Here is a 19647-nt window from a genome sequence, read left to right as displayed (position 1 = left end):
TTAACCTTTCGCCTATCGGCACGAACGGCGCCCATCAGGGCGCCTTTGGCCTGATCATCTCGAAGACGTCGCTGCCCTCGCTATAATCCATATTCCCATGCGCGCGACTGGACGCGCCAGCGCCATGTCCAGCCTGCCGTCGCGAATGATCGTCTCGTCGATATGGATGCCGACGACCTGGCCGATCACCATGATGTTTTCCGATGCCTCACCATCGAGACCCTTGGGCTGCAGAATTTCAGTCACCCGGCATTCGAGCACGGCAAAAGCCTCGGCGACATAGGGCGCGTCGACCAGTTCTCCCGGCTTTGCCGTCAGTCCGGCAAGCTCGAATTCGTTGATGCCATAGGGGACGGCAATCGATGAATGGTTCATCTTCTCAACGATATGGCGACTGACGAGATTGGCGGTAAAGACGCCGGTTTCCTCGACATTGCGCACGCTGTCCTTTCTGCCGGCGGAAGAAAACATCACCAGTTTCGGCCGGTCGCTGACGGCGTTGAAAAAGGAATAGGGGGACAGGTTCAGCGAACCGTCCCTGCCCTTGCTGCCGATCCAGCCGATCGGCCGCGGCGCCACGATCGCCTTGAAAGGATCGTGCGCCAAACCATGACGATTGGTGTCCGTCGTATAAAACATTATGCGTCCTCGCCGCCGACCCATGTTACCGTTTCGGCAAGTTCCGGGCGTGGGCGTTCGACCGGCGGGAAGCTTGTCGAGCCGATGTGGATGAAGCCAGCCACCTTTTCGTCCGGCTTGACGCCGAGCAACGGATAGGCGCGCTCGTCGAAGGCGAACCACTCGGTTAGCCAATTGGAAACCCAGCCATGGGCATTGGCGGAAATTAGCAGGTTCATGCACAGCGCACCGGCCGACATCAGCTGCTCCCACTCCGGAATCTTGAAATGCGGCGCCGCCTTGCTGACGACGGCGATGACGACCGGAGCGCGGGTGAAGCGGGTCCTCTCGACCTGAATCATCTCATCGGAAAGGTCCGGCTTGGCTTCCAGCGCCAGTTTCAACAGCTCCTCGCCGATACGCGCACGTTCCTCGCCACGATAGACGATGAAGCGCCAGGGAGCGAGCTTGCCATGGTCCGGTACGCGCGAGGCCAGCCGGAGAATCTCCTCGATTTCGGCCTTGCCTGGTCCCGGTTCCGACATCTGGAACGCAGGGATGGATCGGCGCACCGCGAGATAGTCGACCAGCTTGATATCGGTTTTCATTGAGGAACTGCCTTCATTTTGGCTTGTGGTATGATGAGGTCTTGAATTTGCCACCGCATTGGTTTTGAAGTGGCGTGTGTTTTATCGGAAGTCAATCGGTTGGTATCCATGTCAGGCATTTCATCCGCTCGCCGATTGAGCGCGGTTTTCGCGATGCTTGCGAGCATGAGCACCGCCGTCTCGGCACAGGATGCCTTCAAGGAGTTCAAGCAGCTCGACGGCAGCGTCAAGATGCCGAAGCTCAATGCTTTCGTAGCGCCGAATGGCGAGAATTCGCCTGCGCGCGCATTGCGTGACGTTTCCCTGGAAGCCAAGCTCACGCCTCAGAGCGGCCCGCAGCAGCAAGGCCTTGCCTGGTATGTCTTCAGCCCGATAGCGGGGGCCGACGGCAAACTGCCGCTGGTCGCCAGTTCGCGCGGAGGCTCGGCCTCCTTCCACCTTTTGCCGGGCGACTATTTCGTCAATGTCTCTTTCGGCCGCGCTGGCGTTACCAAGCGGCTGAGCGTGCCTGAAAGCGGCGACACCCAGAAGCAGACGATGGTTCTCGATGCCGGTGGCATGGTCTTGAACGCCGTATCCGGCCCCGATGTCCGCATTCCTCCGAACGAGCTGAGCTTCTCGATCTACTCGAGCGAAGCCAAGGAGGACGGCGAACGCGGTCTTGTCATGGACGACGTCAAGCCGAACACTCTGGTTGGCCTCAGCGCCGGCACCTATCATGTCGTTTCCGAATATGGCGAGGTCAATGCTGTCATCCGTGCCGACATCCAAGTGGAAGCCGGCAAGGTGACTGAGGCGACCATTCAACACAGGGCGGCAAAGATCACGTTCAAGCTGGTCTCGGATGCCGGCGGCGAGGCGATAGCTGATACTGCCTGGTCGATCCTGACATCTGCGGGCGATATCGTCGGGGAAAGCGTCAGCGCCTTTCCGACCATGGTGCTTGCAGAAGGCCGCTATACGGCCGTCGCCCGCAACAAGGACAAGATCTATCAGCGTGATTTCACGGTCGCCGCCGGCATGAATACGGATGTGGAAGTGCTGATGAAACAGCAGCAGCCGCAGGATGCCGATACCGAACAGTCGGCCCGACAGCTGCCGATCCAGATGCCGCCAATGCGCCAGAGCCAGACGCCACCGGCAACGACCAACCAGCAGCCGCTGCCCACCTATGAACAATTGGCGCCTGCCGCTGGCGGCGACGACGGCGATAGCATGGATTGACGGCAGAGACCCGGGTTTGGTCGCCGGCTGCAGCTATCTCAGCAGTCACCGCTCAGTGGGAGAAAGATCGGTATTCTTTCCGCTCATCCAGCCCTGCGCCGCAGCACCTTTCTAGGGGGTGCCATGGAAAAGACAGCCCCATAGAGCTTCGTCAGCAGGTCCTTGCGATCGCTGCCTTCGCTCAGCGCCTCCCAGCTTCGGAGAGCGCCGATATGGGCAGTGATGGTGCTGCCGGAGAGACGGCGGAATTCGCGGATCAGCAGTGAGATGCGCAAAGTCATCGAGATGCGGCTCGCCAGATGGAACAGCCGGCCGTTCTGTCCCTCGAAATAGATGGGAAGGACGCTCGCGCGTGCCGCTTGAATGAGTTTTGCCGGGAATATCTTCCAGGGCAGATCCTCTGCCCGGCCGAAACCTTTCCTGGCGGTTGCGACGCCACCGGCTGGAAAGACGATGATGGTCGTGCCTTCCTTGAGCAGGCGAACGGCCTCGTGCCGGGTCTTCATGTTGATCGCCATCGCTTCCTTGGTTTCCTCGAAGGAAACCGGCAGCGAATAGTCGTGCATCTCGGGCACTTTCAGCAACTCATTGTTGATGAGGACCTTGAAGGGGCGCCCCAATTGTTCGGCAAGCGCCAAAACCGCGATCCCGTCGCCGATACCATAGGGGTGATTGGCGACGATGACGATCGGCGCTTCGGGGATCTGGTTCGGCGGCCACTCGCCCTTGATGAGCAGGCGTACATCGATGAGATCGAGCATCTTGCCGAAAACCCGCTCGCTCTTGCCGACGATATCGGTGCGCCAGATATCGTAGAGCCGGGCGTAACGGTCTCGGCCGGAAAGGCCTTCGATGGAGCGGATAAACCAGCGCTTGATCCGCGTGTCCCGCTCGTTGGCGTAGGATAATTCTTTGAATTCCAAGTGCGCGACGGGGCTGCCCCGCTCCTATGGTTCAGTTGCGTCCCATGCTGCAGCCACAGCAACGCGTTGATTCATCAACTATATGAAAGCTGTATGTCAGTTCTCTGACGGCACCCTGAAGGTGCCGCCAGATATAAGGGCCGTCAAGCGGCCTTGACGCGTCTTGCTTCCCGCTTGCGCAGAACATCCGGCGGCGTCGCTTCGAGAGCAAGCGATGCGATCGCCTCGTCGAGCGACATCGATGTCTGCGCCTGGCTGCCGAGGCGGCGGATGTTGACCGAACGCTCTTCGGCTTCCTTCTTGCCGCAGACGATGATCACCGGAACCTTCGTCACCGAGTGCTCGCGGATTTTGTAGTTGATCTTCTCGTTGCGGAAGTCGGTCTCGACATCGAGGCCGGCATCGCGCAGGGCTTCCGCAACTTCTTCGCCGTAGGCATCAGCTTCAGAGGTAATGGTTGCCACGACCACCTGCAGAGGCGAGACCCAGAGCGGCATATGGCCGGCGAAGTTCTCGATCAGGATGCCAAGGAAGCGCTCCATCGAGCCGCAGATGGCGCGATGGATCATGACAGGCTGCGTCTTTTCGGAGTGCTGGTCGATGTAGAATGCACCGAAACGCTCCGGCAGGTTGAAATCGACCTGCGTCGTGCCGCACTGCCATTCGCGGCCGATGGCGTCCTTGAGCGTATATTCGAACTTCGGACCGTAGAACGCACCCTCGCCCGGCAGAATGCCGGTCTTGATGCGTCCTTCGGACTGAGCTTCGATCGTTTTCAGCACGTCCATCATCACGCTTTCGGCGCGATCCCATAGCTCGTCCGAACCGACGCGCTTGTCCGGGCGGGTTGAGAGCTTGACGACGATCTCCTTGAAGCCGAAGTCCTCATAAACAGACAGGATGAGATCGTTGATCTTCAGGCACTCGGCAGCCATCTGCTCATCGGTGCAGAAGATGTGTGCATCGTCCTGCGTGAAGCCGCGTACGCGCATCAGGCCATGCAACGCGCCCGAAGGCTCGTAGCGATGCACGGCGCCGAATTCCGCAAGGCGGATCGGTAGTTCGCGGTAAGACTTCAAGCCATGTTTGAAGATCTGGATGTGGCCCGGGCAGTTCATCGGCTTCAGCGCGAAGACGCGATCGTCGTCGGTATCGTCACCGGCAACGGTGACCTTGAACATGTTGTCGCGGTACCAGCCCCAGTGACCAGAAGTCTCCCAAAGCGACTTGTCGAGCACCTGCGGCGCATTGACTTCCTGATAGTCGCCCTGCAGCCGCCGGCGCATATAGGACACCAGCGTCTGGAACATGCGCCAGCCCTTGCCGTGCCAGAAGACGACGCCTGGGCCTTCTTCCTGGAAATGGAACAGGTCCATCTCGCGGCCGAGACGGCGATGATCGCGCTTTTCGGCTTCGGCAAGAATATGCAGGTAGTTGTCGAGGTCGGCCTGTTCGGCAAACGCCGTTCCGTAGATGCGGGTCAGCATCGGATTGTTGCTGTCACCACGCCAATAGGCACCGGCAACCTTCATCAGCTTGAAGGCGTTGCCGATCTGGCCAGTTGAAGCCATGTGGGGACCACGGCAGAGATCGAACCAATCGCCCTGGTAATAGATCTTCAGATCCTGACCCTCGGGGATCGCATCGACCAGTTCAACCTTGTAACGCTCGCCCTTGGAAGCGAAGACTTCCTTGGCCTTTTCGCGCGACCAGATCTGCTTGGTGAACGGCTTGTTGCGCTGAATGATCTCGCGCATCCGCTTCTCGATGACCGGAAGATCATCGGGCGTGAAGGGCTCGTTCTTGGCAAAGTCGTAGTAGAAGCCATTTTCGATGACCGGGCCGATCGTCACCTGCGTTCCCGGCCAGAGCTCCTGAACGGCTTCGGCGAGAACGTGTGCGGTGTCATGGCGGATCAGTTCCAGCGCGCGGTCGTCCGAGCGGGTAATGATCTCGATCCTGCCATCGGTTACGGGATCGGAAAGGTCGCGCACGGTGCCGTCGATGGCAATGGCGACGGCCTTCTTGGCCAGCGACTTGGAAATGGATTCGGCGACATCGCGCCCGGTCGTGCCGGCAGCGAAGCTGCGCACGGAATCATCGGGAAATGTCAGGGAAACGGATTGGGACATCTATATTCTCCTTGTCCAGTCCCGCCAACGAATGCGGGTGGTTTCGAAAGTTACGGACTAAGTAAATGCTTACTTATGTCCGCGCGCCTGATAGCTGTATTTCGTATTCTAGTAAAGGAAAAGCGGCGTTAGCGGCCGATCATCTCAGCTAAACCACGCACGGTGTTCCAGTTCCGCATCGTTCCGATGCCGAGCCGCTTTGTCGTCAAAGCCGGCAACATTTTCGTCTCGCTGGCCTTGAGGCCAAAATCGATCCATAGATCGCCCGCGACAACGGCCAGGCGCTCGGCTTGGCGGTATTTCGCAAGCGTATCCAGCACTTCGGGTTCGAGCGGCTGCCGCATCACCCGGACGATGACCTCGCTGCCGATCCCGTCGAGAAAGGGATTGCCGTCGGCAAGCCTCAACCATGTATCGGCATCGCGGACGATGATATCGACATGCTTGCCGAAAGCCGCGGCAAAACCGGCCTCGAGTTTCGCTTCGATAGACGCGATTGACTGCTTCCTGCTCTCGAAAACCAGATTACCAGTCGCAACGAGCGTACGGGGATTGCGAAAGCCAAGTCGTTCCGCCATCGCCTTCAGATCGCTCATCACCACCCTGCTGCCGGCGCCGAGCACGATGCTGTGAAGCAGCGCCACGTAAATGGTCATGCGGTCAGGCAGCCTTTTGCCCAAGACGGAAATAGCGCCAGGGCGTCCACCAGTGATAGCGGCGCTCCAGATCGCCGGGCACCGGATCGAGCCCGCTCGTCCCTCCCGGTCCGCAGCGCGCGACGCGGAAGAGCGTCATCCAGCCGCCAGCCCAAAGTCCGTGGCGGGCAACAGCCTCATAGCCATATTCCGAGCAGGTCGGGATATGGCGGCAGGAATTGCCGATGAATCCGGAGAGCGTCAGTTGATAGAGGCGAATAAGACCCATGCCCAAAAGCCGGTCCGGCGTCTTGCGGAACGGGCCGGAATAATTGCGCGATCTGGCCGGCTTGTCGCCGGACGGTGATATGTCTCGACGAGCGTGCCTTGGGGGAGCGGCACCACCCTCATCTTCATCGTCGTCCTGCATGAGACAGAATTGGCACATCGCGCGAAGCCCCGATCAAACAGCTTCCGCAGTCTTGGCGATTCCGCCCGTCCGCGCCGCCTCGATCTGCCCGATCGCATCGACAACGGCATCGAATGTCAGCATGGTCGAAGCGTGACGGGCCTTGTAATCTCTGACCGGCTTCAGATAGCGCATGTCCTCGAAGCGGCCGTCTGGTCCCTCGCCGTCGGCCTTGAGCATGGCGAGCATGTCCTCGCGGGCCTTGCGCACCTCATCCGCACTGGCGCCGACGACATGACGCGCCATGATCGAGGATGACGCCTGGCCGAGCGCACAGGCCTTGACGTCATGGGCAAAATCGGTCACCACATCGCCGTCCATTTTCAGCCAGATTTTTACGCGAGAACCGCACAGTCTGGAATGGGCCTGGGCGCTGGCATCGGCGTCAGAAAGACTGCCGATGCGGCCGATATTGCCGGCAAACTCTAGGATTTTGCTGTTGTAGATGTCGTCCATAACAGATTTTGCTCCGATGCACCCGCTAGAGCATGATGCCGAAAAGTGTAGGCGGTTTTCGGACGACATCATGCTCTACATATTTGACTCTAGAGCGGATTTAGATTTTAGGTCGAACAAACCTAAATCATCCGGCTCTAGTGTTTCGTAACAAAAAACACAGCGTGTCCGTTTAGGACACTTTCACAGGGACAATGCCATACTATATGTATGTCGTTCGAAGACCATCGAAATGCAATGGTCTTCTGTAAGTTTGATGGGAAACCGTGCAGGACGGCAGGCTTGTCCGCCAGCCAGAACGCCCCGGAGCCCGCCAAAGGTACAAAATCTCCGTACCTCGGGGAATGCCAGTGGCGAGTCCGACAAGATGATATCCGCATAGCGGATCAGGAGAACCACAGGTAATGGACGCCATTGTAAAGAACTTTCCGCAAGTCACTGATTCCGAACGCCCGTCGCAGCAGGAAGCTGAAGACGCAATCCGCGTTCTCCTTCGCTGGGCCGGCGATGATCCGCGTCGCGAAGGCCTGCTCGATACGCCTGCGCGCGTTGCCAAGGCCTATCGCGAGCTGTTCGGCGGCTACGAGCTGAATCCCGAGGATGTGCTCGGCCGCACTTTCGAAGAAGTCTCGGGCTACGACGACATCGTTCTTGAGCGGGACGTCCCGTTCTACTCGCATTGCGAACATCATATGGTGCCGATCATCGGCAAGGCGCATGTCGCCTATCTGCCGAGCGGTCGTGTGCTTGGCCTGTCGAAAATCGCCCGTGTCGTCGATATTTTTGCGCGCCGCCTGCAGACGCAGGAAGCCATGACGGCCCAGATCGCCAATGCGATCGACGAGTCGCTGCGTCCGCGTGGCGTTGCCGTGATGATCGATGCCGAACATATGTGCATGTCCATGCGCGGCATAAAGAAGCAGGGTTCCTCGACGCTGACGATGACCTTCACGGGTGCCTTCAAGGCCGATCCAGCCGAGCAGGCCCGTTTCATGTCCTTGGTCCGGGGTCGCTGACCGGGCTTCAACGAAAGAGCCGGAAATGAACCTGATTTTCAATGCTTCTTCCGAAGATAAATCCGAGCTGGAGGATGCAGGCGACTTCACGCCCCGTTTCGACGATCGCGGCTTGATCACCGCGATCGTGACGGATGCGCATGATGGCGAATTGCTGATGGTCGCGCATATGAATGCCGAGGCGCTCGCGCTGACGATCAAGACCGGCACGGCGCACTATTTCAGCCGCTCGCGCGGGAAAATCTGGAAAAAGGGCGAAACCTCCGGAAACCTTCAGACGGTGAAGGAAATCCGAACGGATTGCGATCAGGATGCAATCTGGCTGAAAGTGGAGGTCGCCGGACATGATGCGACGTGCCATACTGGCCGCCGTTCCTGCTTCTATCGCACGGTTGAGCTCGAAGATGGGAAGCCGGTGCTGAGCGTGGTCGACGATCACCTGCATTTCAATCCGGAAGAAGTCTACAAGCAGTAGACCTATCGGTGATGGTGTTTCAACAAGCCACAATCAGTATACGATTTGGAAACGAAAAAGGGACAGTATTTTAGCCGAGGCACACGGAGCCTCGGAGGAGGCGTAAAAATGCTGAATTGGGGGTTGAATCGTCACATCGGCGGACAGAGCTCGACCGGTTCAGGCCTTACGCAGGATACGTCTACCCCGCTTCTCCCTCCTGCCCCTCCTAAAAAAGTGAAGATTGCCTTGGCGCTCGGCGGTGGCGCTGCGCGTGGCTGGGCGCATATCGGTGTTTTGCGCGCGCTCGATGAAGCCGGCATCGCAGTCGGCATGATTGCCGGCACGTCGATCGGTGCCCTCGTCGGTGGCTGCTATCTTGCGGGCAAGCTGGACGAACTCGAAGCTTTTGCGCGTTCGTTGACCATGAGACGCATCGCCAGCCTGCTCGACCTCACCATCGGCGGAAGCGGATTGTTCGGCGGCATGCGACTCACCAAGCGTATGCAGGAGCATCTGGAAGGATTTTCCATCGAAGATCTCGACCGTCCCTTCGTCGCGGTCGCGTCGGAGTTGAACACAGGCCATGAAGTCTGGATTGCCAACGGCTCTCTCATCACTGCGCTGCGGGCATCATATGCCCTGCCCGGCATCTTCGAGCCGGTGCGCTCCAACGGCCGTACGCTGGTCGATGGCGCCTTGGTCAATCCGGTGCCGGTTTCGGTCTGCCGAACTTATGAACAGCCTTTGGTGGTTGCGGTAAACCTGCACTACGATCTCTATGGCCGGTCCGCGGTAGTCAAACACAATGTCGGCTCGCCCAACGGCGATCTGCTTCGCCGCGAAGATGCGCCCGCCATGAAACTCGGCATGACGGGTGTCATGGTACAGGCTTTCAACATAATACAGGATAGAATTGCGCGTGCGCGCCTTGCCGGCGACCCGCCCGATCTGGGGCTGCATCCGCGCCTCAGCGATATCGGCCTTTCGGAATTTCATCGTGCTGGCGAAGCAATAGAGCGCGGCTACGAAGAGGCATCGGCAAGATTGACCGAAATCCGGCGCATGCAAGAAGCCTACGCGCGTTAAACTGTGAAAAACTGACAGCTCATGTAGACCCCTGCGCCGAGAAGAGGCGCTGCTAGAGCGGTTCAACTTTTCACGGAATCTCCGAACCGCTCTATCTCTTTGTTTTCACGCAATTCCGGACGGAAAACCGCTACGCACTTTTCCTGGTATCGCTCTAACGCCGCACAATCGGCGCCGCTTTGCTTTGAGCTCGGGTCGATTGCTTCGAGAGTGCGTAACCACCCTTATCCGGCGATATAGGCTTTGATCTGCTCGGCCTCGATCTCGATCTCGCGGATGCGCCATTTGACGACGTCGCCGATTGAGATGATGCCGGAAAGCTTGCCCTTCTCCTCGACAGGAACGTGACGGAAGCGGCGCATCGTCATCAGCTCCATCAATTCGTCGGTCGTCGTATCTTCCTTGCAGCGGTGCACCTTGGCCGTCATCATCGATGCAATCGGCTTGTCGAGGCATTCCTGCCCATGCTTGGCAACTGCATTGACGACATCCCGCTCGGTGAAGATGCCGGAAATCTTGCCGCCCGGTCCGACCACCACGATGGCACCGATGCGATTCTCGTTGAGAATCTTCGCGGCCTCGGCAACGGTCGTATTACCGCCCGTCGTCACGACGTCGCGGCCCTTGGCTTCAAGTATGGCCTTTACGGAAACTGACATTCGATCCTCCCATCTCGAAAGCATGATGAACACTTGAAGCGTCCGATATGTTCCGAAATTACCCCGGAGCTCAAACCGGCGCTTTGCCCGTCGGTCGGTCGATCTCCTCATCCCACGATCGACGGATAGCAATGGTGCGCCTGTGTCAGTAAGAAAGCAACAGCTCATTCATCGAGTGGTAAAGCTTCCTGAGCTTCCACGGGCGGCTGCCGGTCGAAGGGTGCAAAAAGCAGGAATCCGAACAGGAAACCGCCGATATGAGCATCCCAGGCCACCGGCTGCGAGCTGTCGCCCGCAAGGTTGATGCCGAAGGCGACGAGTGCATTACCGGCGACCCACATGACGATATAAGCGACCACGGTGCGGCTTCGAAGCGACTCCAAAATGCTGAGGCGCGGGTTGAGATGCGCCTGCCGCATGGAAACCCTGCGACCGTCCATGGCCGGAAACGCAAAGCGGCAAGCCGCCCCCATCAGCGCCGAGACGACGCCGGATGCCCCGATCAAAAGCGTCTGGTCTCCCCAATAGAGCGCCGCATGCAGGAAGGCGGAAGCGGCGGACGAGAAAATCCAGAAAATCACATAGCGCAGGGCACCGATGCGTCGCGCCACGGGCGCGGCAAAGACCATCAGCCAGAGGCTGTTGAAGACGATATGCTCGATCCCGCCATGCAGCAGCGAATAGGTGACCGGCGTCCAAAGCCATTCCAGTCCCTGCTGCGACAAGGGAAAGGCATAGCGGGCGGGGATGAAGCTGAAGGCGAAATAAATCCAGTTCAGCGTATCGTCCGACCACCATGGCAGGTTCATGACCGCGAAGATGACGATCAGGACAGCAAGGCTCGCCAGAATCGCAGGAGGCAGGTTGAAGGCGGGCACATGCTGCTGCGGCCGCGGATTTTCCGGCTCTGGGCGCGGCAGCTGTTCATCGTCCATGTCTTGCTCGGCTTATCAATAGAGGTCTTCGACACATAGCGCAGCGAAAATCAAAAAAAAAGCCGCCCCGCAGTATGGGGCGGCGTGCCGGGATGCTCCTCTCCGGATTGGACCTCGATGGTCCGTCCGGCGCCCGGGAAATTCGTGCTGAAGGTCACTTGGTGAAGTGATGAACAAAGCCTTACACCGACCAGCCGGCGGAGCAACCGAAACTCCTTGTTAACCCTAACGACCCGGTTCTGGCATGGAATTCGCAAGGTTGGAGTCGAAGGCAATGAATGCCTTTGTATTTGAAATGAAATGGGACACGGACGCATTATGCGCCAAAAGACGAGCATCGATATATTTACCTATTGGGAGCACATACGCGGCAACGCGGATGCCCCCTTGCGCAATTTGATACAGCCATCGGCGATCGGCCATATTCTTCCCGAGCTGTTCATCCTGGAAAACACGGCAGACGACAATCCACGCTTCCGGCTGGCCGGCACAGCGATCTGCAACCTCATGGGGCGCGAGATTCGCGGCGAGAATTTCGCAGCGCTCTGGGCAGGCAGTCAGCAGGACGATCCGGTGCACATCGCCGCCGGCGTGATGAGGCACGTGGTTCCCGCATCGATCCATGCGACGGGTTATTGCATCAGCGGCCGCAGCATGACCTTCGAGCTGATATTGCTGCCGGTTCGCACATCGAGCGACACCTGCGACAGACTGCTCGGCTGTCTGACGCCTACCGTTTACGCGACATGGCTCGGCAACGAGCGCCTGGAATTTCTGGCGCTGGACCGCAGCCGCCTGCTTCGCGACCGCCCTGCCCGCCTCGCGGATACGCCGCCCCATCCCGATCCGACAGATCTTCTGCCGCATCAGGGAAGCGCCAGCCTGGGCGAATGGATGCGTCGAAAGTTAATTCAAGCAAAAAATGGGCGCGAGAGAGCCGGAATTGACCCAGCTCGGAACAAAATCGACGATCATCTCTAAGTCATGCCTTGGGAAAGACAACCTTACTTTAAGGAGTTGCGGCTAATAGTTGGACGAGACGCAATAGGGTTCAAGACGCTTCATGCACTCATTCCAGCCGGCCCATGCGACACGGCCCAACCAAATGACAGGCAATGCTGTTCGCAATGATCAGCGGACCTTTCAACGGGTTCCGATCAATATGCAAGGTCGCCTGATGCTGGCTAACTACGAGGAATTCGAGTGCCTGGTCACCGAGATGTCGCCGGGGGACCTTCATGTCACCTGCCTGGGACGTCCGCGCGCCGACGAGCGCGTCATCGCCTATATCGATCACCTTGGCCGTGTCGAAGGCAATGTCGTTGCCGTCGATGGCCGCGGGTTCACCATGTCGATCAATGCGACCGAGCGGAAACGCGAAAAGCTTGCTGCCCAATTGACCTGGCTTGCCAACAAGCACGAACTCGGCCTGCCGGAAGATCGCCGCCATGATCGCCTGACGCCGCGCAACACCCGCAGCGAGCTCACGCTCGACGACGGTACGCGATATGTCTGCCGCATCATGGACCTCTCGCTCTCGGGCGCAGCGGTCGATGTCGAAATACGCCCCACGATCGGGACGCCGGTGCGCCTCGGCAATATGCGTGGCCGCGTCGTCCGCCACTTCATTGAAGGCGTGGCGATCGAATTCCTTTCGCTGCAATCGCGCGAGACCTTGCGCGAATTTCTCTGATATTGTCATCCTCCTGTCACGCGGCATCGCGAAATAGCGACGCCTGTCTTCTCCTCAACGCGTGACGGCACAATGCTTTACCCGCACACAATTCCTTTTGACGAAGGCCTGCTTGAGGTCGGTGACGGCCACAGGGTTTACTGGATGCAATCGGGCAACCCGGAGGGTGTGCCTGTCCTTATCCTGCACGGCGGCCCGGGATCAGGAAGCTCCGCTGGAACGCGCCGTTATTTCGATCCGCACTATTATCGGATCATTCAGTTCGACCAGCGCGGCTGCGGCGGTAGCCTTCCGCACGCGTCGGAACCGGCGATCGATCTCTCGGCCAACACGACATGGCACACGATTGCTGATATCGAGCAATTGCGGTGGCGCCTCGGTATTGAAAGCTGGATCATATTCGGCAACTCCTGGGGCTGCACGCTTGCGCTCGCCTATGCCGAAACTCATCCGCAACGAGTGGAAAGCTTGCTCCTCGTCGGTATCACCATGACGAGACAATCGGAAATCGATTGGCTCTATCAAGGTCTCGGTCGTTTCTTTCCGGAGCAATGGGCACGTTTTCGGGCTGCCGTGCCTGAAGAGGATCGCGATGGCGATCTCGTCGCTGCCTATTATCGCCTTCTGCTTGATCCAGATCCCGCAATCCATGTGAGAGCTGCCAGAGACTGGCACGAATGGGAAGGCGCCTCGATCCTGATCGATCCGCGCGAGACTCTGCCGTCCCGGTGGTCCGATCCTCGCTATCTGACGGCCCGTGCCCGGATCATCACGCACTACTTCCACCATCTGGGCTGGCTCGAGGAGCGGCAGATCCTGCGCGATATCCACCGGCTCGCCGGTATCCCCTGTACGATGATCCAGGGCCGCATGGATCTCGAGGCGCCGCTGGTAACCGCGTGGGAATTGTCGCAAGCATGGCCACGGGCGGAACTGGTGGTCGTCGCGAACGCGGCCCACTCGCCGGCGGTCGCGGAGATGGCTGCCGCGATCATCCGCGCAACCGACGGGCTATGCCGCGATTTCAAGCAATAAAAATCAAAAATATTTTTTGAGCCGGCTTTCCCAAAATGGGACAGGTTCAGGTTCTTGCGGTCATTTCCAGCACTTGGCAGGCTCATCGCCAGGCGTGTTCTGTATCAATACGATACGGTTGCTGCCCAGATCTGTGCCCGGACGTTAACGATCCTCATTGTTGAAAACCGTTGCGAAACAGCCGGATATCAAATTCCTGCATCGCAGCATTCCATACTGATATTCCTCAAATTTTAATCGAATTTGCCGCGAACTTGAATCAAGTTTTCTGCGTGTTTTATGAGAATTTTCTCCAGATTTGATTCAACTAAGCCATTAATTTGACTGTGCAATTTTGCGTCAGGTAAAATCACGCGTGTCATTCTGATCCCAATAAAAACAGGGACAGGGACATGAACTTTCAAATCGTACTTCGCGGCTTTGCCGCTCTGGCGCTTTCCACTCTTGGCTTCTTCGGTCTTGCTCAGGCAGCACCCGCCAACATGACGATCACCGGCGACGCCGCCCCTCCGATCGGTCACTATGAGTTCTGCAAGGAAAATCCGCGGGAATGCGCTTATTCCGGCGGTGACGCAGGCCCGATGATCCTTAACCAGGATAGCTGGAAGACGATCCTGAAGATCAATTACACGGTCAACACGACCATCAAGCCGATGACCGATATGGAACTCTACGGCGTCGAAGAGAAGTGGGCGATCCCGACCACCGCCGGCGACTGCGAAGATTTTGCGCTGCTGAAGCGCAAGCAGCTCATCGATGCCGGCTTCTCGCCTTCCGATCTGCTTATGACCGTCGTGCTGCAGCCGAACGGCGAAGGTCATGCCGTGCTGACGGTACGCACGGATCGTGGCGATTTCATTCTCGATAACATGCGCAACAAGGTGAAGCTCTGGTCCGAGACCGAATATACCTTCCTCAAGCGCCAGTCCGCCGACCATCCGGCCCGCTGGGTCAAGATTCAGGATGGCCGCGCCGTCGCGGTCGGCAGCTTGAAATAAGCGTTTTCCACACAGGATCATCGGCGACCTAGCGTCGATGGTCAAAGTCAGAGGCCCGGTCTCGTCCCCTGATTTCTGTCCAGGCCGGTGCCTCTGAGCCGTTCCCACTGTCCCGGGGAACGGCTCTTTTTCATTTGGTGACTGGCCTCAAGGCAGGCGCTGAAAATATCCCGAGAATTTAAGTGTGCCATTAGCATGGCTTGCGATGCATATTTAACTGTCGGTTAACTATCGTGGCGCCAATCATCATTTCCGACGAGACTCAAAAAAGTCAGACGCCGCGAGGCTTTGCCATCGATGATGGCGACCGGAGCGGAAGGAAATGAAGGCAAGAGTATGGCTCCTCCTCTGTCATCCGCCGCAATGATCGAAGAAAGACCGCTGATATCGAGCGGCTTTGTCTATCGGCTCACGGCAGGTGTTGCCGTTCTGGCAGCCTTGACTGTCGCCATATCGGTTGGTGGGCACTGGCTTGGCGAGAAAATTTCGCTTGCAGGCCATACGACGGATATCAAGCCTATCTCTGTCACGATCGGCGACGACACGATGCGTCTGGCCGCAAATACCATCCGCTTTCCAAGCGAGCGTTCGGACGGTACGGCCGAGCGCGTCGATCTCTATCTGACCTGGCCGCAGATGCAGGGTTATAGTGAAACCGATCGGATGCGCTTCGACGATATCTCGCAGTCGTCCTCTCTAATCTTCCTGCAAATCAGCCAGAGCACCATGTCCCATGACATGTCCGGCCGGCTCGGTCCGATCTATTCGCAGCTGATGGATGGGGCCGCTTATGCCGGCCCCTTCGGCCTGACGGCGCATCGGCTTCGTACGGATGCCGGCTATAACGACGAAATCCTTTTGACGGCGCCGCGGCCCGGCGAGACCGATTACGTTGTGCGATGCATCCTGCCCTCCTCGCCCGCGCTGGCAACCAGCGGCGACTGTCAGAGGGACATCAAGGTCGGTAAGGATTTAAGTGTTCTTTACCGCTTCTCCAGCAATCAGCTGGGTGATTGGCGCGCCATGGATGCCGCTGTCCAGAACTTCGTCAAAACGCGCCTTGTGGATAATACCGTGCCTGTGTCGACAGCCGTGGGCGGCCGCTAAAATGGCACAGAAACCTGAAACCAACTGTTCATCATAAACCGATTGGTAACGCTAAGCCTCTACTGTCGAACGGAATGGCCGTTCATGGAGGCGGCGGCCGGATAATCGAGAATGTAAATGCAAGCAGAGAGTGATTTAGTGTCCAGATCTATTCTTTCCGTTTCGTCGTCTCAAACCGGTAAGATTCTGGCGAGAGCGCTTCTTGGTTTTTCGATCGCAACGGCGACGGTCACTGTGACTGTCATTGACGCGAGCGCGGCCGGTCCGAAATATGCCGGCATCGTCATCGATGCCAATACCGGCAACGTTCTCTACAGCGAAAACGCCGACACGCTGCACTATCCGGCCTCGCTGACCAAGATGATGACGGTCTATCTGACTTTCGAGGCGCTTGAAGCTGGCCGCATCACCCTCGATACCCCCGTCGTGTTTTCGAAGAACGCTGCAGCACAGGCTCCGACCAAGCTCGGTATTGGCGCCGGCCGCTCTGTGACTGTTCGCGAGGCGATCCTCGGCATCGTCACCAAGTCTGCCAATGATGCCGCAATGGCGCTTGGCGAAATGCTTGGCGGTTCGGAGGAAGGCTTCGCCCGCATGATGAACGACAAGGCGCGAGCGCTCGGCATGACGCGCACGACCTACCGCAACCCGAACGGCCTGCCGAACACAGCGCAGATGACGACGGCACGCGATCAGGCCCGCCTTGGCATCGCCTTGCGCGAGCATTTCCCGGAATATTACGGTTTCTTCTCCGAAACGAGCTTCCGGCTCGGCAACCGCACGATCCTCGGTCACAATCGCCTGGTCGGCTCCGTGCGCGGCGTCGATGGTATTAAAACCGGTTACACGCGCGCTGCCGGCTATAATCTGGCGACTTCGGTGAAAGTCGATGGTCGCTCCATCGTCGGCGTCGTCCTTGGCGGCGCTTCGACACCGGCTCGCGACAATCAGATGCGTAAGCTGATCGCTGATTATCTGCCCGCGGCATCGACAAAGCACATTGCTTCCAATGTAATCGCACAGGTGCCGGCTGCAACGCCAAACGTGCAGGCAGCCAGCGCACGCATGGCCGATATCACGCGCGCAAAGATTAGGAATGACGGGACGACGGAAGTCGCCGATTCCAGCCCATCCAGCGCGGCGGCTTTTGCAGCGGTGACGTCGCAGTCGAGCAATCCGTTGCTCTCAGCAAAGCCCGTTCAGCGCCCCGCCTATGATGAAACAGCCTCCACTGGGCCTTCAGACGACGCTGATGAGGACGAAGTCGATACCGTAACGACCGCATCGACCTCCAAGAGCGATACGAAACTCGTCAAGCTGCAGCGGGCCGAGAAATCCGAAAAGGTCGCAAAGGCTGAAAAAGCTGAGCGCGGGCCGACTGGCTGGGTCGTTCAGATCGGTATTTCCTCCAGTAAGAATGGCGCGACCGACCTGCTTGATACGGCGAAGAACAAGGGTGGCAAGGCCTTGCGTTCGGCCAAGCCCTATGCGGTCGCCTTCGATGGCGGCTACCGCGCCCGCTTCGGCGGGTTCGAGGATCAGAACGAAGCCCTCAATGCCTGCAAGGCGCTCAAGCGCGCCGGCGTGAAGTGCTGGGCGAGCATGGAATAGAATGTGGCCGGTGTTTTCGCGCCGCATGATGTGAAGATTGGTCGGGCCTTCTGTTGCGCCCGATCTTCCGGTTCCGAATGTCAAACGGGCCGGCCCTGAGTTTGTAACGTGTACGGGGTTTTGAAATGGCAATGAACGAGAACTTTCCCGGTTTCTCGCTCGACGGCGGGGGCAAGATGAAACAGAAGGGCTTTGCTCTTCATCCGCTGCATGAGGCGGCGATGCGGCTGGCGGACCTGGGTCTCAGCCGTTCGCGCTCGCGTAACAAGACGAAAGACCTGATCGGCATCCTGCTTTGCCATGGCGCACGCGCCTGGCGTTATTCGCAGCCGGAAGCGCATATTCATCTGCACATCACCGCTCCGACCGGCCGTGCGCCGATCATGATGCGGCTGCGTTAAAGCAAACCAAGTTCGGAAAGTTCCCGCCGCAGATCGGCGGGCAATTCGGCTGCCGCGCCGAGACTGTCGAGATCGCGCGGTACGTCGTCCTGCGGCAGGTACCGCCAGCCCTGAAACGGCCGCTTCGGCTGGCCCGTTGTCTCGACAACGCTCGGGTCGAGAATAAGGCGGCAGCGCTGAATACCGTCCGCGTCGGTAAAGGTCTCGATGCCAAGCAATTTCTGCCGCGCTTGCACCTGCCCCTTGATCACCCAATAAAGCGAGCCTCCGTCCAATAGCTCGTCTACCCGCTTCGGCACCATGCGCGTCGTATGGGTTGTATGCGGCTCGAGCCCAGCAGCAATGGCATTCATTGCCCGCTCGGAAACCCATTCGCGCAGATCATCCAGCGAATCCGCGCCCACGCACAATTTAATGAGATGCAAAGCCATAATGCCGTTGAAGTCCTTTTGACCGGCAGCGTCAAGCTTTTCACTGCGGACATCCACAGAGTGGGTAACATCACCCGAAAGCGCAAGAGGTGATTCTCGGAGGCGATTATGGATAGTGCATCGGATTACCCGTCCAATGAGTGGATAACAGTGAATGATCCCGGCCGGTTCGGCTGGTCCAGCGCTGCTCTTGCGAATGCTTACCGTTATGCGCAATCGATCGGATCGTCCGCGATCATGGTCGTGCAAGATGGCTTGATTGTGAGTTCATGGGGTAAGATTGCCGACGTGACCGGCATCGCCTCCATGCGCAAAAGCCTGCTGAGCGCATTGATCGGCATTCATGAGATCGAGGGTACGATCGATCTGGCAATGACTCTGGCCGATCTGGCTATCGATGACTGCGAACCGGCGCTGACAGTGAAGGAGAAGCAGGCGACGATCGCTGATCTTCTGATGTCGAGGTCGGGTGTCTATCATGCCGCCGCCGATCAGGACCCGGCCCTCTTGCCTCCCCGAGGTATCCATGCTGCGGGAGAGCAATGGTTCTACAACAATTGGAGCTTCAATGTCCTGGGCATCCTCCTCCAGCAATTGAGCGGCGTTCCGATCGCCGAGGATTTTTTCCGTCGTATTGCAATTCCGCTCCAGATGCAGGATTTTCGGCCGGAACACTTCTATTTCAAGACGATTCCTCAATCGGTCCACCCTGCCTACAAGATCAGAATGTCCGCGCGTGACCTGGCACGCCTAGGCGTGCTCCTGGTAAATGACGGCCGATGGCGTGGTGCGCAGATCATTCCGGCGGAATGGATCCGCAGAAGCATCGTGCCTTATACGAATCTCGGGCGCGGTGCAGGTTTCGGCTATAGCTGGTGGATCGGACGATACGCACTGCAGCCGCCAACGGTACCTGGCGGCGAAGTCGTCAGAGACAAGCCATTCTACTGGGCATCCGGCATGGGAAACCAATATCTCATGATGTTTCCGGACATAGCGACGGTCTTGGTTCACAGAGTAAGCGACGCCAATAACGGGCCAAGCAGCGCTCAAATCGAGCAACTGCAAGCCATGCTTCTGGGAAGCCGCATAGCCGGCATCCCCGTCACCACTCCCATAAGCAAATGATCTTCTCCCAAGGTCGCGTTTCGAC

21 protein-coding genes and 1 pseudogene are annotated in these 19647 nt (G+C 58.4%); 12 read left to right on the top strand and 10 right to left on the bottom strand.

Annotated elements, in window-relative coordinates; translation table 11 throughout:
• Positions 1-34: 34 nt before the first annotated feature.
• Both GA0061103_RS22925 and GA0061103_RS22920 read right to left on the bottom strand, forming a co-directional pair.
• Positions 35-639, bottom strand: a pseudogene (locus tag GA0061103_RS22925) (flavin reductase family protein).
• Positions 639-1226 carry a nitroreductase family protein gene (locus tag GA0061103_RS22920; protein ID WP_092715283.1) on the bottom strand — a complete coding sequence of 196 codons (588 nt, stop codon included), beginning with the start codon at positions 1224-1226 and terminating at the stop codon, positions 639-641. Before GA0061103_RS22920 ends, GA0061103_RS22925 begins: the two are co-directional and overlap by 1 nt.
• Positions 1227-1379: 153 nt before the next feature.
• On the opposite strand from GA0061103_RS22920, the gene GA0061103_RS22915 reads away from it, so the two are divergent.
• Positions 1380-2450, top strand: a complete 1071-nt coding sequence (locus GA0061103_RS22915; protein ID WP_092715859.1) for a hypothetical protein — start codon at positions 1380-1382, stop codon at positions 2448-2450.
• Between the two features lie 83 nt (positions 2451-2533).
• Here GA0061103_RS22915 and GA0061103_RS22910 read toward each other — a convergent pair whose 3' ends face one another.
• The 5 genes from GA0061103_RS22910 to GA0061103_RS22890 form a co-directional block, all read right to left on the bottom strand.
• A complete protein-coding gene (locus tag GA0061103_RS22910) occupies positions 2534-3373 on the bottom strand; it encodes a lysophospholipid acyltransferase family protein (RefSeq protein WP_092715281.1) in 840 nt (279 codons plus the stop codon).
• 143 nt (positions 3374-3516) lie between these two features.
• Positions 3517-5505: a threonine--tRNA ligase gene (gene thrS, locus GA0061103_RS22905; protein WP_092715279.1), complete on the bottom strand. Its 1989-nt coding sequence runs from the start codon at positions 5503-5505 to the stop codon at positions 3517-3519.
• 128 nt (positions 5506-5633) lie between these two features.
• On the bottom strand, positions 5634-6161 hold the full coding sequence (locus tag GA0061103_RS22900; RefSeq protein WP_092715278.1) for a DUF1697 domain-containing protein: 528 nt from the start codon (positions 6159-6161) through the stop codon (positions 5634-5636).
• Positions 6162-6165: 4 nt separating this feature from the next.
• The gene (gene yidD / locus GA0061103_RS22895; protein WP_092715276.1) at positions 6166-6588 is read right to left on the bottom strand and encodes a membrane protein insertion efficiency factor YidD; all 423 of its coding nucleotides are present in this window, start codon (positions 6586-6588) and stop codon (positions 6166-6168) included.
• A 15-nt stretch (positions 6589-6603) separates the two neighbouring features.
• The gene (locus tag GA0061103_RS22890; RefSeq protein ID WP_092715274.1) at positions 6604-7065 is read right to left on the bottom strand and encodes an iron-sulfur cluster assembly scaffold protein; all 462 of its coding nucleotides are present in this window, start codon (positions 7063-7065) and stop codon (positions 6604-6606) included.
• Between the two features lie 404 nt (positions 7066-7469).
• Here GA0061103_RS22890 and folE point away from each other — a divergent pair, with 404 nt between their 5' ends.
• From folE to GA0061103_RS22875, 3 genes are all read left to right on the top strand, one after another.
• Entirely contained in the window at positions 7470-8081 is a 612-nt protein-coding gene (gene folE / locus GA0061103_RS22885; protein ID WP_075856928.1) for a GTP cyclohydrolase I FolE, read from the top strand.
• A gap of 25 nt (positions 8082-8106) precedes the next feature.
• On the top strand, positions 8107-8556 hold the full coding sequence (hisI, locus tag GA0061103_RS22880) for a phosphoribosyl-AMP cyclohydrolase (RefSeq protein WP_092715272.1): 450 nt from the start codon (positions 8107-8109) through the stop codon (positions 8554-8556).
• A gap of 108 nt (positions 8557-8664) precedes the next feature.
• Positions 8665-9624: a patatin-like phospholipase family protein gene (locus tag GA0061103_RS22875; RefSeq protein ID WP_092715270.1), complete on the top strand. Its 960-nt coding sequence runs from the start codon at positions 8665-8667 to the stop codon at positions 9622-9624.
• 224 nt (positions 9625-9848) lie between these two features.
• On the opposite strand, the gene GA0061103_RS22870 is transcribed toward GA0061103_RS22875, so the two are convergent.
• Together GA0061103_RS22870 and GA0061103_RS22865 are read right to left on the bottom strand one after the other, a co-directional pair.
• A complete protein-coding gene (locus tag GA0061103_RS22870; protein ID WP_092715268.1) occupies positions 9849-10283 on the bottom strand; it encodes a CBS domain-containing protein in 435 nt (144 codons plus the stop codon).
• Positions 10284-10447: 164 nt separating this feature from the next.
• Positions 10448-11218: a rhomboid family intramembrane serine protease gene (locus GA0061103_RS22865; RefSeq protein ID WP_092715266.1), complete on the bottom strand. Its 771-nt coding sequence runs from the start codon at positions 11216-11218 to the stop codon at positions 10448-10450.
• Positions 11219-11518: 300 nt separating this feature from the next.
• Here GA0061103_RS22865 and GA0061103_RS22860 point away from each other — a divergent pair, with 300 nt between their 5' ends.
• From GA0061103_RS22860 to GA0061103_RS22830, 7 genes are all read left to right on the top strand, one after another.
• A complete protein-coding gene (locus GA0061103_RS22860; RefSeq protein ID WP_092715264.1) occupies positions 11519-12199 on the top strand; it encodes a PAS domain-containing protein in 681 nt (226 codons plus the stop codon).
• 82 nt (positions 12200-12281) lie between these two features.
• Positions 12282-12911 carry a PilZ domain-containing protein gene (locus GA0061103_RS22855; protein WP_092715262.1) on the top strand — a complete coding sequence of 210 codons (630 nt, stop codon included), beginning with the start codon at positions 12282-12284 and terminating at the stop codon, positions 12909-12911.
• A 72-nt stretch (positions 12912-12983) separates the two neighbouring features.
• A complete protein-coding gene (pip, locus tag GA0061103_RS22850; RefSeq protein WP_092715260.1) occupies positions 12984-13946 on the top strand; it encodes a prolyl aminopeptidase in 963 nt (320 codons plus the stop codon).
• A gap of 392 nt (positions 13947-14338) precedes the next feature.
• Positions 14339-14944 (top strand): transglutaminase-like cysteine peptidase, encoded by a 606-nt coding sequence (locus GA0061103_RS22845; RefSeq protein ID WP_092715259.1) that lies wholly within the window; start codon positions 14339-14341, stop codon positions 14942-14944.
• Between the two features lie 336 nt (positions 14945-15280).
• A complete protein-coding gene (locus GA0061103_RS22840) occupies positions 15281-16051 on the top strand; it encodes a hypothetical protein (protein WP_092715257.1) in 771 nt (256 codons plus the stop codon).
• A gap of 117 nt (positions 16052-16168) precedes the next feature.
• On the top strand, positions 16169-17662 hold the full coding sequence (locus GA0061103_RS22835) for a D-alanyl-D-alanine carboxypeptidase (RefSeq protein ID WP_092715255.1): 1494 nt from the start codon (positions 16169-16171) through the stop codon (positions 17660-17662).
• 125 nt (positions 17663-17787) lie between these two features.
• Positions 17788-18063, top strand: a complete 276-nt coding sequence (locus tag GA0061103_RS22830) for a hypothetical protein (RefSeq protein WP_092715253.1) — start codon at positions 17788-17790, stop codon at positions 18061-18063.
• Here GA0061103_RS22830 and GA0061103_RS22825 read toward each other — a convergent pair.
• Positions 18060-18494: a DUF1489 family protein gene (locus GA0061103_RS22825; protein ID WP_092715857.1), complete on the bottom strand. Its 435-nt coding sequence runs from the start codon at positions 18492-18494 to the stop codon at positions 18060-18062. The genes GA0061103_RS22830 and GA0061103_RS22825 overlap by 4 nt on opposite strands.
• A 108-nt stretch (positions 18495-18602) precedes the next feature.
• On the opposite strand from GA0061103_RS22825, the gene GA0061103_RS22820 reads away from it, so the two are divergent.
• The gene (locus GA0061103_RS22820; RefSeq protein ID WP_092715251.1) at positions 18603-19622 is read left to right on the top strand and encodes a serine hydrolase domain-containing protein; all 1020 of its coding nucleotides are present in this window, start codon (positions 18603-18605) and stop codon (positions 19620-19622) included.
• Positions 19623-19647 lie beyond the last annotated feature (25 nt).

The sequence above is a fragment of the Martinezella multihospitum genome (assembly GCF_900094585.1).
In the GTDB taxonomy this organism is placed as follows: Bacteria; Pseudomonadota; Alphaproteobacteria; order Rhizobiales; family Rhizobiaceae; genus Rhizobium; species Rhizobium multihospitium.
Note: the sequence above shows the minus strand (reverse complement) of the source record. Positions and strands in the feature narration are given on the sequence as shown.

Bases quoted from the DNA above. Each gene is read 5' to 3' on its own strand.
- thrS (WP_092715279.1), bottom strand. From the start codon at position 5,505: ATGTCCCAATCCGTTTCCCTGACATTTCCCGATGATTCCGTGCGCAGC.
- GA0061103_RS22820 (WP_092715251.1), top strand. From the start codon at position 18,603: ATGGATAGTGCATCGGATTACCCGTCCAATGAGTGGATAACAGTGAAT.
- yidD (WP_092715276.1), bottom strand. From the start codon at position 6,588: ATGTGCCAATTCTGTCTCATGCAGGACGACGATGAAGATGAGGGTGGT.
- GA0061103_RS22840 (WP_092715257.1), top strand. From the start codon at position 15,281: ATGGCTCCTCCTCTGTCATCCGCCGCAATGATCGAAGAAAGACCGCTG.
- pip (WP_092715260.1), top strand. From the start codon at position 12,984: ATGCTTTACCCGCACACAATTCCTTTTGACGAAGGCCTGCTTGAGGTC.
- GA0061103_RS22860 (WP_092715264.1), top strand. From the start codon at position 11,519: ATGGGACACGGACGCATTATGCGCCAAAAGACGAGCATCGATATATTT.
- GA0061103_RS22835 (WP_092715255.1), top strand. From the start codon at position 16,169: ATGCAAGCAGAGAGTGATTTAGTGTCCAGATCTATTCTTTCCGTTTCG.
- GA0061103_RS22855 (WP_092715262.1), top strand. From the start codon at position 12,282: ATGCACTCATTCCAGCCGGCCCATGCGACACGGCCCAACCAAATGACA.
- GA0061103_RS22825 (WP_092715857.1), bottom strand. From the start codon at position 18,494: ATGGCTTTGCATCTCATTAAATTGTGCGTGGGCGCGGATTCGCTGGAT.
- GA0061103_RS22915 (WP_092715859.1), top strand. From the start codon at position 1,380: ATGCTTGCGAGCATGAGCACCGCCGTCTCGGCACAGGATGCCTTCAAG.
- folE (WP_075856928.1), top strand. From the start codon at position 7,470: ATGGACGCCATTGTAAAGAACTTTCCGCAAGTCACTGATTCCGAACGC.
- GA0061103_RS22865 (WP_092715266.1), bottom strand. From the start codon at position 11,218: ATGGACGATGAACAGCTGCCGCGCCCAGAGCCGGAAAATCCGCGGCCG.
- GA0061103_RS22845 (WP_092715259.1), top strand. From the start codon at position 14,339: ATGAACTTTCAAATCGTACTTCGCGGCTTTGCCGCTCTGGCGCTTTCC.
- GA0061103_RS22890 (WP_092715274.1), bottom strand. From the start codon at position 7,065: ATGGACGACATCTACAACAGCAAAATCCTAGAGTTTGCCGGCAATATC.
- GA0061103_RS22900 (WP_092715278.1), bottom strand. From the start codon at position 6,161: ATGACCATTTACGTGGCGCTGCTTCACAGCATCGTGCTCGGCGCCGGC.
- GA0061103_RS22920 (WP_092715283.1), bottom strand. From the start codon at position 1,226: ATGAAAACCGATATCAAGCTGGTCGACTATCTCGCGGTGCGCCGATCC.
- hisI (WP_092715272.1), top strand. From the start codon at position 8,107: ATGAACCTGATTTTCAATGCTTCTTCCGAAGATAAATCCGAGCTGGAG.
- GA0061103_RS22870 (WP_092715268.1), bottom strand. From the start codon at position 10,283: ATGTCAGTTTCCGTAAAGGCCATACTTGAAGCCAAGGGCCGCGACGTC.
- GA0061103_RS22830 (WP_092715253.1), top strand. From the start codon at position 17,788: ATGGCAATGAACGAGAACTTTCCCGGTTTCTCGCTCGACGGCGGGGGC.
- GA0061103_RS22875 (WP_092715270.1), top strand. From the start codon at position 8,665: ATGCTGAATTGGGGGTTGAATCGTCACATCGGCGGACAGAGCTCGACC.